This is a genomic window from Rhodopirellula sp. UBA1907 (genome assembly GCF_002337565.1).
GTDB classification, from domain to species: domain Bacteria; phylum Planctomycetota; class Planctomycetia; order Pirellulales; family Pirellulaceae; genus Rhodopirellula; species Rhodopirellula europaea.
The window spans coordinates 25,594-39,216 of sequence record NZ_DDGH01000035.1 but is presented as its reverse complement, the minus strand read 5'-3'; the positions used below and the strand labels follow the sequence as shown (position 1 = coordinate 39,216).

Annotated in this window: 12 protein-coding genes; 4 read left to right on the top strand and 8 right to left on the bottom strand. The window is 53.7% G+C overall.

The window, feature by feature from the left end; translation table 11 throughout:
• Nucleotides 1-36: 36 nt before the first annotated feature.
• Complete coding sequence (locus B2R17_RS08135) at nt 37-1,122, bottom strand: PDDEXK nuclease domain-containing protein (RefSeq protein ID WP_286763580.1); 1,086 nt, start codon at nt 1,120-1,122, stop codon at nt 37-39.
• A 549-nt stretch (nt 1,123-1,671) separates the two neighbouring features.
• Between B2R17_RS08135 and mobF the strand changes: the two genes are divergently transcribed.
• On the top strand, nt 1,672-4,578 hold the full coding sequence (gene mobF / locus B2R17_RS08130; protein WP_286763579.1) for a MobF family relaxase: 2,907 nt from the start codon (nt 1,672-1,674) through the stop codon (nt 4,576-4,578).
• A gap of 2 nt (nt 4,579-4,580) precedes the next feature.
• A complete protein-coding gene (locus B2R17_RS08125) occupies nt 4,581-4,988 on the top strand; it encodes a hypothetical protein (RefSeq protein WP_286763578.1) in 408 nt (135 codons plus the stop codon).
• A gap of 209 nt (nt 4,989-5,197) precedes the next feature.
• Here the strand turns inward: B2R17_RS08125 and B2R17_RS08120 are convergent, their stop codons facing one another.
• The 6 genes from B2R17_RS08120 to B2R17_RS08095 form a co-directional block, all read right to left on the bottom strand.
• A complete protein-coding gene (locus B2R17_RS08120; RefSeq protein ID WP_286763577.1) occupies nt 5,198-5,488 on the bottom strand; it encodes a hypothetical protein in 291 nt (96 codons plus the stop codon).
• Nucleotides 5,489-5,690: 202 nt separating this feature from the next.
• Nucleotides 5,691-6,692: an ArdC family protein gene (locus B2R17_RS08115; protein ID WP_286763576.1), complete on the bottom strand. Its 1,002-nt coding sequence runs from the start codon at nt 6,690-6,692 to the stop codon at nt 5,691-5,693.
• Nucleotides 6,693-6,836: 144 nt separating this feature from the next.
• Nucleotides 6,837-7,280: a DUF6876 family protein gene (locus B2R17_RS08110; protein WP_286763575.1), complete on the bottom strand. Its 444-nt coding sequence runs from the start codon at nt 7,278-7,280 to the stop codon at nt 6,837-6,839.
• Between the two features lie 1,142 nt (nt 7,281-8,422).
• Nucleotides 8,423-9,397, bottom strand: coding sequence for a DUF3991 and TOPRIM domain-containing protein (locus B2R17_RS08105; protein WP_286763574.1), 975 nt, complete (start codon nt 9,395-9,397; stop codon nt 8,423-8,425).
• Nucleotides 9,398-9,471: 74 nt separating this feature from the next.
• A complete protein-coding gene (locus B2R17_RS08100) occupies nt 9,472-9,816 on the bottom strand; it encodes a hypothetical protein (protein WP_286763573.1) in 345 nt (114 codons plus the stop codon).
• 559 nt (nt 9,817-10,375) lie between these two features.
• Nucleotides 10,376-10,513, bottom strand: coding sequence for a hypothetical protein (locus tag B2R17_RS08095; RefSeq protein WP_286763614.1), 138 nt, complete (start codon nt 10,511-10,513; stop codon nt 10,376-10,378).
• Between B2R17_RS08095 and B2R17_RS08090 the strand changes: the two genes are divergently transcribed.
• Together B2R17_RS08090 and B2R17_RS08085 are read left to right on the top strand one after the other, a co-directional pair.
• Nucleotides 10,496-11,470, top strand: coding sequence for a replication initiator protein A (locus B2R17_RS08090; RefSeq protein ID WP_349676986.1), 975 nt, complete (start codon nt 10,496-10,498; stop codon nt 11,468-11,470). The genes B2R17_RS08095 and B2R17_RS08090 overlap by 18 nt on opposite strands.
• Nucleotides 11,471-11,683: 213 nt before the next feature.
• On the top strand, nt 11,684-12,157 hold the full coding sequence (locus B2R17_RS08085; RefSeq protein ID WP_286763572.1) for a hypothetical protein: 474 nt from the start codon (nt 11,684-11,686) through the stop codon (nt 12,155-12,157).
• 12 nt (nt 12,158-12,169) lie between these two features.
• Here B2R17_RS08085 and B2R17_RS08080 read toward each other — a convergent pair whose 3' ends face one another.
• Nucleotides 12,170-13,243: a hypothetical protein gene (locus B2R17_RS08080; RefSeq protein WP_286763571.1), complete on the bottom strand. Its 1,074-nt coding sequence runs from the start codon at nt 13,241-13,243 to the stop codon at nt 12,170-12,172.
• Nucleotides 13,244-13,623 lie beyond the last annotated feature (380 nt).

Sequence of the window (13,623 nt, the reverse complement as noted above, 5' to 3'; positions counted from 1 at the left end):
CTTCTCTCAGCTCGGGCAAATCTGGACAAATCGGCGTCAGTCTTCAGCGCCGCCGAATTCTGCTTCAATTTGCTCGATGGTTGGCAACGAAGACCGAAGGTTATCTGGAAGTGTCTCGGTGATTTGGTATTCGCTGACGCCGATTGGTTTCTTGAGGTCGCGGAGTGAGTATTCGACTTTGATGTCACTCTTGCTTTTGCAGATCAGGATCCCAAGTGTGGGGCCGTCGGCTTCGGTGCGGATCTGGCTGTCGACTGCTGAGATGTAGAAGTTCAGCTTGCCGGCGTACTCGGGTTTGAACTTGTCGACCTTCAACTCGATGACGACATAGCAGTGCAGCTTCAAGTGATAGAACAGTAGGTCGATGCTGTACTCATCGCCATCGACGTTGAGCTTGTATTGCCGACCGACGAAGGCAAAGCCCGCACCGAGTTCGAGCAGAAACTTGGTCAGGTGGTCGATCAGACCGTCTTCGAGCTCCCGTTCGTTGTGTCGCTCTGTCAGCGCCAGGAAATCGAAGTTGTACGGATCACGGAGCACCTGCCGGGCGAGGTCGCTCTCAGGTTTGGGTAGCGTAGCTTCGAAGTTGTCGATCGCCTTGCCTTCTCGCAAGTGCAGGCCGGATTCGATCTGGTGCGTCAGGACGGCTCGCGACCAATTGTTCTCGATTGTTTTTTGGACGTAGAACAGGGCGTCGGCTGGCTCGCTGAGCTTTTCAAGGATCAATCCGTTGTGGCCCCACGGTATTTGCGCCACAAGCTGTGGCGCATTTGAAATTGATTTGGCCACAGGTTGTGGCGCAGTTTGGGCAACAGACTGTTGCCCGATTTCCACCGCACCTGACCAAAACAGGTACCACCGCCGCATTCGCTGAAGGTTCCGGACCGAGAACCCCTTCGTGTCGGGAAATTCGGTGAGCAGATCTTGACTCATCTGTTTCAAAAAGCCGCTTCCCCAACCGGCGTTCTCTTGCCGCTCGACGATCTGATCGCCAATGAACCAGTAGAGTTCCAGCATTGCGACGTTCACCGAAACGGCGGCTTTGACCTGGGACGTCTGAACACGACTTTTGATTGAAACAATCCAATCGCGGTATTCGTCGTTTGATGTCATGTCGCTCATTTGGCATTCCCTTTTACCGGCATCTGTACCTCGCCCAGATACCCTGCGATGGCATTGTTCAGTTCAGCCTCCGCTCTCGCACTTTTGCACGATCGACGATCATTTTGCAAGCATCTTAACGAACTCCAATCATCCCGTTGAGACGGCAATTGAAAAGCAACTGCCAAAGCCTCGACTCGTCCAGCAAGCAACTGCTGGCGAAGCTAGGCAATCGAGTTCTTTCGAGACGGGTGGTCGTCGCAGCCTTGGATCCTTCTAGATGTGGGCCAAAGCAATCCATCTTTCTTCAAACGCTTGAGCGTGGCTCCTTCAATCTGCACCGCGTCGTAACAGTGGTCCGCGACACTGTGTGCTCCTTGGTAACGGGTGGCATTCGATCTTCTTCTTGAATAGTAGCACCGCGATTGCCTGTGGATAGACCTGCTATGACGCGTTGCATTTGCGTTTTTTTCGTGTCACGGTTTAATGCCTAAGCAGTGCTTAGGGGACAAGCCTATCTAACTTTTTCTTCCATACTGACGCCCATCCCGGAACGTCATCGGGTGCATCATGCTGATCGCGACACAGAGCAAAAACATCGCTGCGACGCGTCAATATTTTGACCAGGTGCTCACTCAGGGCGACTATTACCTCGGCCAAGAGATCAATGGTCAATGGCACGGCAAAGGAGCCGAGACATTGGGATTAGGTCGTGGCACAGATGTGACCAAAGATCAGTTTTCCGCATTGCTTCAGGGCCAACATCCAAACACTGGCCAACCACTCACGCAGCGCAATCGCAAGGACCGTCGTCCTGGGATGGATCTGACATTTTCGGTCCCAAAATCGGTGTCACTCGCGTGGGCCATCAACGAAGACGAACGATTGATCGAAGCACTTCGCGAAGCAGTGCGTGAGACAATGACCAAAGACGTCGAACCGTTGATGCAACGCCGTGTCCGGCACGGCGAGCATCACAGCAGCGAGCAGAAGTCGACTACCGGTGAATTGATCTACGCTGATTTCCTCCACAAAACGTCTCGCCCAGTCGATGGCAAAGCGGATCCGCATTTGCACATCCATGCTTTTGTCATCAATTGGACCCATCAAGACGGCAAACACTACGCAGGGCAGATGGAGGAGATCGTTCGCCAGCGAGCCAGCCTGCAAGCCAAGTTCGAATCGCGACTTGCTCGGCGGCTGCGTGATCAACTTGGCTACGCCGTGAGCCCTACTCGCTTTGCCCAATCAGGACGCATCAAAGCGGGCTGGGAGATCGATGGATTGGATCGCAGGACGATTGAAAAGTTCAGCAAACGAACCCAGCAGGTCGAGGAAGCCGCTCGGGCCAAAGGCGTCCATGACGCGGCAAAGAAGGCAACGCTCGGCAAGCAGACTCGCGAGAAGAAGGAACTTGGCACGTCAGTCGAACGACTGCGGGACGAATGGACGTCGCGATTGAACGATGAAGAACGTAAGGCGTTCGAACGACTGGCGATGCGAAGTGTCCGAGGCAATGGCGGCGAAGAGCATTGCGAGGCGAACGTCTCTGTCGAATACGCTCTCGATCATCACCTGTTCCGTCATTCTACCGTGGAGCGACATCAGGTCGTTGCGACCGCATTGGAGCATGGGCTGACATTCACACCGGAAGAGATTGAACGAACACTCGATCGACAACCAATCATTCAGCGAAGCCTCGACCAGGATGGTGCATCCCGGTCGTTCGTCACGACCCAAGAAGTGCTCGACGCTGAAAAGCGTTTGATCGATTTCGCACGCGATGGACGCGGAACCAGGCAGGCAATTGGGAAGCAAGAACATCGATTTGATCGCGACTGGCTGAACGAACAACAAAAAGCGGCCGTCAATCATGTCCTGACATGCCGTGATACCGTCATGGCGGTCACCGGTGGCGCGGGCACAGGAAAGTCGTCGCTCATGCAGGAGGCTGCCGATGCAATTGCGCAGAACGACAAGAAACTGTTTACGTTCGCGCCCAGCACAGGCGCGAAGGAAGTCCTGCAAAGCAAAGGGTTCCAGCAAACGCAAACGGTCGAGCATTTGATCCGGAACACCAAGTTGCATCCCGAGGTCCACGACCAAGTGATCTGGATCGATGAAGCGGGATTGATGGACGTGCGGTCACTCAACGCCGTTTTCGATATCGCCAAAGAGCAGAATGCTCGCGTGGTACTCTCTGGTGACACACGGCAACACGCATCGCCCCGCCGAGGCGAAGCGATGCGGCTGCTCGAAAGAGAAGCCGGCTTGAACATCGCCCGCGTGGAAGTCATCCAACGCCAGAAAGGTCAGTATCGTAAGGCCGTGGAAACGATCAGTCGTGGACACGAGATCGACGAGCGTACCGGCAAGTCCGGACTGCTGGCCGGGTTTGACATGCTCGATGCGATGGGGAAGATCCAAGAGATCGATGCCGACAACAAACATGAGGTCTTGGCAGCGGGTTTTCTTTCGGCAATGGACAAGGGCAAGTCCACATTGGTCGTGGCCCCAACGCACGCGGAAGCCGCCGCGGCGACCGGTGAAATTCGACGCTCGCTTCGCGAGCGTGGCAAGCTTGCTGAGCAAGAACGTCCCTTTATTCAGCTGAAGTCAATGAACCTGACAGAAGCCCAAAAACGCGAAGCCGCCACCTACGCGGAGCAAGCTGGGGCGATTGTTCAATTTCATCAGAATGCACGCGGGGGCATCAAACGAGGCGAACGCTACCGCGTCGCGGGGGCAGTCGAAAATGAAGTCGAGTTGATCTCGTTGAGCAATGGTGACCGCAAGAGGCTTCCAATCGCGACACCTGATCGATTCGAGGTTTACCGCGAAGACGAAGTTCAACTTGCCGCTGGCGACAAGATCCGCTTCAGCCTGGGTGGGACAACCAAGAACGGACAAACCCGCTTGAGCAATGGCCGACTGGACGAAGTCAAAGGCTTTGACTCGAGCGGAAACCTGGTTTTGAAAGGCGGGCAGGTTGTCTCCAGAGACTACGGGCATTTGGACTTGGGATACGTGATTACCAGCCATGCCAGTCAGGGCAAAGACAGGGACGTGGTCATCTCTGCGATGGGTGCGACTTCCCTGCCCGCGATCAACGCCAAAACGCTGTACGTGACTGCGTCACGCGGTAGCGAAGATGTGGTGATCTATGTCGACGACAAATCCAAGGTCAGGCGAGCGATTGAACGCAGCGGCCAACAGATGTCGGCGACAGAACTCGTTGGGCAGAAGACACGGGGGCCAGACGAGACAAAGAAAAGCGAGTCCCCTACTCCGCAGATCGATCTTCCGATGCGTCAGCGATCGAGTCATCGGCGCCACTTCGAAGCCTTCCGAAGTCGCGTCCGAACATGGCTGAGATCGAATGCCATGAACCGCCGACGCCCATCGCAGTCCCCTGATCGCCGTGTTCACCAACGCAACGATCGTCGTCCAACGCCACATGTTCGAAGGAGCATCTAGTCATGTCCCACGCGTCCAGAGCATTTCAAAACAGCCAAGGCGGACCTACCTTGCGATCGGTTCCTGTCACTGAGCAGAACACTGAGACGCCGCCCTATGCGTCGGCACTCCCCGCAGAGATGCCACCGATGATGTTCCAGCTGCGACTCAATGACGGTCGTTGGTTGAGCTATTCCTATTCCGATGTTCGCGAGATCGAATGTCGCGACGCTGGCCAGATCAAGCTCACGGTATTCGCCGCCTCCCGAACGCTGATCACGATCGAAGGTCGCAATCTGCGTGAATTGGCAACGCTGTTTGGGCTGGCGTCCGTTCGTTGGCTCGAGGAGGCCGACCCCCGCGGACGACGACGCCCCGAATCCAGTGCAGAGATCATGAAGATCAACGTGGAAACGGTTCAGGCAGCGTGAATGGTCGCGTCCCAAATTTGGGACGGCTGCGACTCGTGCATTGGGGTGGTCCGACTGCAGTTGATGCACAGCGACAAGCTCGTCCCAAATTTGGGACAAACTCGATTTGAGTAGAGCCAAGCCGCTGATTGTTTGCGGGTTTGCCGTCGCGATGAACGACACGACGATGCGATACGTCGTGTCGCCGTGCCCCTCAATGGGAGAAAAGCCTATTGGCCCCCCTCCTCTGTATCGTTGCTTTGCTCTTGTTCACGGTCGCTGGCTTTGAGCTCCGCGATCCGGTCATTCACCTTCGGGATCAGGTAGCCCAGTTTCAGATTGTCAATTTCACTGAAGCTGCTGGTGTCTTTCCACTGACCTTCGGCCGTTTTGTAGCCTCGGATATAGTTGACCGAGTAGCGATCAGATTTGCCGTCTTTGCCTGCGTTTTTCCAGATGACGCCTTTGAGTGCTCCGGATCGAACGGTGCTGGCGGGTTGATTGTTGTTTGTTTGTGTCATGGCTTTTTCCTTTCTTTGTTGGTTGACCATGGTCCGCGTCCCAGCCACGCTCGGGATCTCGTCAGCAAGGGGTTTTGGTGCGGGCAGGAGCGAAGCGACAACACGGCCCCTTGCAGATCGGGATCACGAGCGTGGCAGCGTATCCTGATAGTCAATTGACAACGAAAGGGAATGACTTGGCCGGAACGTCCCATCACCGCGTTCAAAAAAGATCGAGCTGAGCAGAATTGGTATCGGTCCCCGCGGCGACGGTCGATTCTGTTGTCACCGGCTTGTTTTTTGTCGGGGCGACATTGGCAGCGTCCTGGAAAGTTTCACCCAGGATGTGATCGACAGCCTTTTGGGCTGCTCCGGCTGCACCAATGACAAGTTTGCTATCGCCCTTGAGCACGTCGATCCAACTCTGCAGATAGGACGCGGACTGTTCAATGGTGGGCGGACTGATGCCACTGGCGGCACAAAGAAACGCAGCTCCCATCTCGGCAATCAGTTCTTCACGGCTGTAGTCAGGCGATCCGAATGGCGCCAACTCCGTGTCCAAGCCTCGGTTCAGCCGGCTACTGTGCCCGCTTGAGTGGGTCAGTTCATGGAACAAAACGGAATAGTAATTCTCTGGTGAATCGAATTTCTCTGGTTTTGGCATGTGAACGCCATCGGTGCCGGGTCGATAGAAAGCTCGCTTTCCGCCGTCATGTTCGATACTCGGTTTGTCCCTGTATCCGGTGACGATTCGTTCGGCCTCGATGATTGGTTCAAACGGTTCCGCATCAGACAGATCAGGCGACGCATCAGGGATCTCGATTCCGTCTATTTGCTCGACGTTGAACGCCGTGTAGTGTTTGAGCATCGGGATCTCAATCGGTTCCCCGGACACCTTGTCTTGAGTGGTGTACATTTTCCAGAACGTGACCAGTGAGCCCTTCTCGCCTTTCTTGACTTGCCCATTCTTGGCTTGTGCCTGCCGGTACGTCATCCAGTAATCCGAACTGAATCCGGCTTCGAAGGATCGCATCCCCAACAAGAGCACGTTGATCCCGCGATAACGTTTTCCGCTCTCGAGGTTCTTCGGCCATCCATCTCCGGTGCCGCCACGGATCGGGTTCCCCCACGGGGCAGTGCCTTGTTCTAGGTATCCGATAATCCGATCGGTAACCTCCTGGTAGATGTCTCGTTTCGGCTTGTTGCCGTGTTTCTTCTTTGCCATGCCGCCCTACCTTTCGGCGGCGGTCTCTAAACTGCGTGTCATGGGACTGCCCTTTCTATCAATTGATTGTTGTTTGATGCCGTTTTGGCACGGAATCGATGCGAGCGTCAACGAGAAACCGCCGACGCCCGCAACGTCGTTTGATTAGTGCTCGCTCGGTAGATAAAGCGTCCAGTGCTTTCCATCGAAGCCGGCCCAAATGTCAATCTTGTCGAGCGGAAAGTCTGTGAACTCAATGTCTTGGACGATGAATGGTTTGTCTGGACTGTCGGCCTTTGCTTCCAGTGTGGCAGCGTTGCCTTGGATCCGTCGGAGCGTCCAAAAGTGCATCTCGCCGATCCGGTCATCTTTCGCGACGGCTTCGTTGAATGGTTCACTACCGATCCAGGATGCGATCGCGTCGATCAGCCAGTACGCCTCCCCTTTCTCGGCCACGTATTGCACGCCGGGCGTGTAGATGACATTTCGATTGAGTGCATGTCGGAACCGTTCGAGATCGCCGCTGAAGTTTCGCAGGTCACCACTTGTTAGCGGATTCTGTTTTCGATTGCCTCGCTCTGCGTTTGTGGTTGAGATGTTGTTGTTCATGGTGTCGTTCCTTTCTGTTGATTGACCATGCAAGCGAACACCCGCCTGGTTCGCCGGCGTCGGGGCAAGGGCCTTCGCGGAGCGATTTTCCGAAGACAAGCGAAGCGATGCTCTGGCAGGAAAACCCTTGCGGCGATGCGGGCAAGGCGGGAAGCTGCGTGAAAAGTCAGTCAACGGAATGGGACGGATCGCCCAACGAACAAATTGGTTGACACGCAGGCCCAGAAAATCGCACTATCCGCATCATGGATCCGGAAGAAACCTTTGCAGCAATGCTTGAATCGCAATCACATGGCATGAACGATGCGGCCAAGGAGCATGCACACGATCTGCAACAGTGGCTCGAAAAAGGCGGGTTCGCACCCTCGTTCTCGATCGCTGTTGGAGATCGGTCGGGCGTGATGATCACTGGAATGCTGGCGAAGGACTTCTGCCGAGCGGCTTGCCGTTGCATTCTTACCGACGCCGAGGCAGAGCCCTCGCCCCATCTCGGTTAGCGGCGATCATGCTGGCCTCGTCAAAATCTGCTGACATAGATGAACGATTCAGTCACGTCGAACCACCGCTGGCACCGGCTCCAGGGCAACGGCTCTGACATGTCTGATTCTGAACACCGAGAATTGCTTCAAGAAATCCGCCGTCTTCGCGGTAGCATTGATGAACTGAACGGGCTTTTACGCTCGATCTTTACCTCGACCAACGACAACCTTCCCACGCGGAAACAAACATCGAAAAAGAAGAAACGCTCGGCGGGGGCAGTTGAAAAAGAATCTGGTGCGTCTAAGCCCCATTCCCCTACTCCAGGACGACATTTCTAAGGGGATCGCATCCGTGGGTAACCGCTTCATCGCATTCACGGTCAATCGCATCAGCGTATCAACGTGTCGTCGTGAAAACGTACAAACACCGAATCGCATAAACTAAAAATCGTAACACCACTTCGCCAGCCCGTCGTTTTTCAGTCGAGACGATTGATCGTGCTTGCGGGGACACGACGATCAGCCGATTCGATTCGCTGTATCGTCATATCGATGACCAATCGCAAAGGCGCTCGATCGCATGCTCGGCAAGTCGTAGAACCTTGGCATCGGATCAACGTGGGTTCGCAAGCACGATTGATCGTACAAGCAGCGATGAGATTATCAGCCGAGCTGTAGCGTCGTACCATCGCATTTGCGACGACTTAGCAGAACATCATTCCAGTCACTGCCTTTGCTGGGTGGGTAGTGCTCGACAATCGGCAGCGACATCGAACCCAACGCTTCGCGTATTTGAGCCGCAATCATCTGCCCGCCCTGATCATGGTCCAGTGCCAGCACAATCCGAGAATCTGAACGGGGCATTTTGTCGGCCGCTGATCGCAGGCACACTGCTTGCATTGGGCTGATCTGCCCCGCGGTGCTGAAGAAGCGTTTCCCGTGTGCGCCCTCGAGTGTCGCAACGCTGAGCATATCGATGGCGGTCTCGCAAACGATCATCTCGCGGTCATCGGGCCGGGGCCGAGAGCACGCCAGACCTTTGACTCCGCCCGGGCTGAAACCCGTAAACGTGGTTCCCGAAGCGTTTCCATTTTTGAGTTCGTACCCACATAGACCAGATTGGTTGTAGTGAGGAAAGACCGCATTGCCGCGTGAGTCAATGTGAATGCGTCCCTTGAAGATCGGGTCGTGCTGCACATCCACCGAGATCCCTCGAAATTCGTTGAGATACGGATGCCCCTTTGCTCCGATCGGTTTCGACTTCATCCATCCCGCCAAGACGCGGGAGGCATCGTGCTGGGAAGGCTGCAGCTTGAAAGGAAGAGTGGGGGAGGGGGCATGCATCGCGACTGACCCGTCGAAATCACGAAGGACCTTGCGAACATCTCCAAGCGATCCACCATCGAGGGTCTGCACCAAGTCGATGATCGTTCCGGAATCATCACCTTTGAAGTTGTAGTAGACGAATGTGCCAGCGGGTGTTTTACCGACGCCGATTTTGTCTCCGTTGGCATGACGCATCACGATGCTGTTGCGACTGCTGGCTCGTCGATCGACGACGAAGCCCCGCGTGCCGGCGTACGCAACAAGATCGATGCGTTTGAAACGGTCGAGTTCATCGGAACGTGATGAGTCCATGGATCGACAATATTTCGGTGCGGGCACGGCATGCAAGCACTTTTGGGAATTCGTCCACAACGTATTCGCGAGCATCATGATTCACCTCCAGCAATCTCAAACTGCAGCGTTCGTTGCGGCCAAGCAATGCACTCCCAAGCCGTTGGAAATCCATCTGAACTCAGGTTGCTGCTGAACAGGAAACGGATTCCCTGCGCCAACAGGGAATAGCCATACTCGACTTCTTCGACCCGAGCGGTATGCATCAGTTGGAAAACAACGGCATCACCGTCTCCGCATTCAAAACAGTCATCGAAATCACGATCAAACAACTCTCGCATTTGCCTCACCGACGCATCCCGAAGCTTGTTCTCAGCGATTCGAACTCTTTGATTGAAGCCGCGGTGTTCGGTGTAGGGGTTTTTCGGTAAGTCATTCATATTTGTCTCCTCCTGTTTGGTTGAACTGCCGAGCGAAAGCCACGGTTTAGGGGAACGCGAAAGCTGAAAATTGGCGGCGACCTTCAGGGGGAACCGATTTCCTGCTTGTCGGCGGGCCGATAAACCGTGGAGCCTGGCAGTCGTTTCAACAACCGAGAGGAGGGAACGGCATCGTGCCAACGGAAGCCTCGATACTTCCATTCGGACGGCAGTCGAACCAAAAAGACGTCATGGATTGGTCGATTCGCTTACGAGTCAGATCTATCTTTTCGATTGCCTTCACTGAACTGAACGAACTCGTCGCCTTCGTGATGGCATGAGATCGACGGTTGGTGAGTGTTCTAATGTGTTTAGAAGTGCGTTACGAGAAAAATTCTGCGATTAAGCACTTGAATCCACTCACGAATCTGAGACGCTCGGTGTGTGAAGTGTCAATGAACAGCGTGCGTAGTATCAATAAAACGTGTGCGAAATGTCGATCGACCCCATGCGTACCAAAGGGACCCAACGCGTGTGAAATGACGAAACAATTTGACAAAGCGTCTAAAATGTCGTTTGGTTACGAATGGTGTGTGAAGGCTCGAACCAAATCAAGAATCGCTCTCCGCTCTTGCCGGAGCGTCATCCCGTCCAAGACTTCTTTGTCTGCGACATTTTCGATGCTGCCCCAAAAGGTGACATGGCGTCGATGGAGCATCCCGTCTTCAGCCTGTCAACCAAGCCCAACCAACGTTCTCGCAGGTACGAACACAACGACGCCTGGATCGAGATCAAACCGTCTTCCGATGGCCTTGCCACGATCCACGATCGCGATGTTCTAATCTTTTGCATCAGTCAGTTGATGGCTGCAATCAACCAGGGGCGACAAGTATCCCAATCGGTTCGCTTCCGCGCCTTCGACTTGCTCACAGCCACCAATCGGATGACGAACGGACGCGGTTATGAGCTACTCAAAGCAGCGTTGGAGCGACTCGCTGGTACGCGAATCACCACCAACATCATATCCGGTGAGAAAGAAATCACCCGAGGTTTTGGTCTGATTGAGTCATTTGAGATCGTGCGTCAGCACCGAAACGGCAGAATGCAGGAAATCGAAATCAAGCTATCAGACTGGATTTTTGATGCTTTATCCTCCAAGCAGGTGCTAACGCTAAGTCGCGATTACTTCCGCTTGCGCAAGGCGATCGAGAAAAGGCTGTACGAAATTGCGAGAAAGCAATGCGGCCGAAAACCTGAATGGCGGATATCACTGGATCTGCTTCGGAAGAAGTGCGGTTCAGGATCAACGCTGAAGGAATTCAAACGTCTGGTCTTGAAAGTCTGCAGAGACGATGAAGCAAGCGACCATTTCCCAGATTACCGAATCCGCCTCGACGACCGGGGAGGCCGAGGTAAAGACGTGGTGATCTTTGAGAGCAGGGGAAGCATCCCGGCAATTGCCAGAGGTGATGGCAACGAAGGACATCTTGTGCGCGCCCTTGACGCAGACATCTACCACGCCGCCAGGCTGGATGCACCTGGCTGGGATGTCCATGAGTTGGAAAAACAGTGGCGAATTTGGATGGAGATGTCCGATACGAAGCCGCCCCGGAACCCGGAAGCCGCATTTTTGGGATTTTGCAGAAAGTGGCATCAACGAAGGAAAAAGGTCTGAGTTGAATAGATCGCTGGTTCCACGACCAACACAGGCGTCGGTGTCGGTACTCGGCATAGACACCGATAGACATTCCAAGGATGTAACAAAGGAAGCAGGTGAGGATATGGCCTTCGTGCTGGACATTTGGTGAATGTCACTGTTCGCGCGGACAAGAAACAGGGACAGTAGCGTCTGAACCCGATTCCAAACTTCGTTTAAGACGAAAAGAGCTTGACTATGCCTCCAAGAATTGCTAAGCCGGAGCCGATGGGTCAGAACGATAGCATAACCTCACAATTTCGCTTATTAACCTCGCGATTCGAAGGCGAGGACCTTGCCTTGGAGGACGCAACTCTAGTGACGCTGGTCGTTGGGGAGATCGTTTCCGGCGTAATGAAACGCCAGCTTGAGTTCAAGCAATTGCGTAGCCTGATGAAAGTCCTGGCGAGATTCGCAAAGAAAAATGTTTCGTTAAAAGAATGCTTAAATTCATCGTCAAAACGCGACAGGGACTTGCAAACTCAACAAGACTACGCCAATGCGAGCGACTACATCATCAGTCTGTTCCGAGTTTGCAATATGGGAGATCCGATCGAAAAATCGGCGATTGAGATACGCAGTCATTTCTTGGAGGAAGTTCGAATTCACAACGAAACCTGGAGTAGGAAGAGTTTAGACGTGGAGAACGACTTCATTCCAAGCTGAAGAGGAGAGCATCTAAAACTGCTGAGCGAAAAGGATAATTCGCTCAGACTGTTCAAAGAATTCCTGTCCATCGATGGGATGCCCTTTGATGTTTCGGTAGAGGGCCATCCTGTCTCGTTTTTCCCCACTCTTCGCGGCATTGAACAACTCAAAGTTGGCTCGAAGTTGCTTTTCGAAGGACATTGCCATCGTTTGCAGCGAAACGTGATCTTCCGGCATCGGAAGTTCTTTCTCCTCTAAGTAGCATTGAGCCAGAATGAGCCTGCTAAACGGGAGCATATGTGTTCCCAGCGCAAATCCAAACATACCGATGTTACTCGGGTCATATCCACAGAAAGCTTGGTGATAACGCGTATCTAGTTCCACGACTCGCAGCGCGTTTTCAATCGTGGGCTCACGACGCAGTGTTTCTGTCGCCTCTGCCAATTCATCGAGAATATTAACGAGAGTTCGGTTGATTTGCTCGGCTTCACGAATTGCCCCGTCGTCGCCTGGGTCCATTTCGAGCTCGAGAGCGTATTTCGCACACCGTATTTCCGACCAAATCCTATTTTGCAGTGCTTGCTTCGACTGCCTTGGCTGGAATTGTCGAAGGTAGAATTGATATCGAGAATTACGCTTGCATTCGCGAAGCAGTCCCATTCGGCAAAGACCTAGAAGCGTTTGTTCGATCTCACTCGCTTTGATGGGCATTCTGGAGATACGGTCCCAGGCGGTATGCTCAACATACTCTCGAATCTCGGGCTCCTTTCCCCGGCTATTTAGCAAGTGAGATTGGAATTTGGGACTGAACAACAAATCAATTGTCAGCTCCCGAAACTCATTGACCGGACTTCCCCAAGCAGTGAGCGAAATCGCCGGCAACTGATCATGACGAATGAGTTGCTTGACGTCGGTGCAACCGTGAAGCACTTCCGCAAGTGCGATCAGGCTGTCAAGGTTCGCTTCGCCCCCCTTCAACCATTGTCGCATCAATCTTCCACCGCTATCGAGACCAGCATCGCGGAAGATGGCCTCGCGTTTGCGTTTGCGTGGATCGGATTGGATAAACAGATTGATCGCTTCACAGTCTGGTTTCACTAGCATGGCCGTGCGTTTCCCTGCATCCGCGCGAACTGATGTTGAACTGTCGCAGCATTTTACCGCGTGACGGTCTTGGACAACAGCTACTGAACACGGGCAAGGCTGTCGAGACGCCAACTGCAATGCCTATCAATGTCCATTCTTGCTGACGATGAGATTACGCCGGCAAAAAGACATTATTGAATGTCCATCGCGTCCGATGACATTTCGTGCCTGAATCCTTCCAATTACTGACGCGATAGGCAACGAGCAGCCATTTCACAATCGTTCGAGTCTTGGCTAACGGAATTGTTTGTTTCTACAAGCAATTCTAACTTTCAAATCGATGCCATTCTGCTCCTGACATCGAAAGCTCCAATCAAAGAAGGAAATCATGCTAGCTC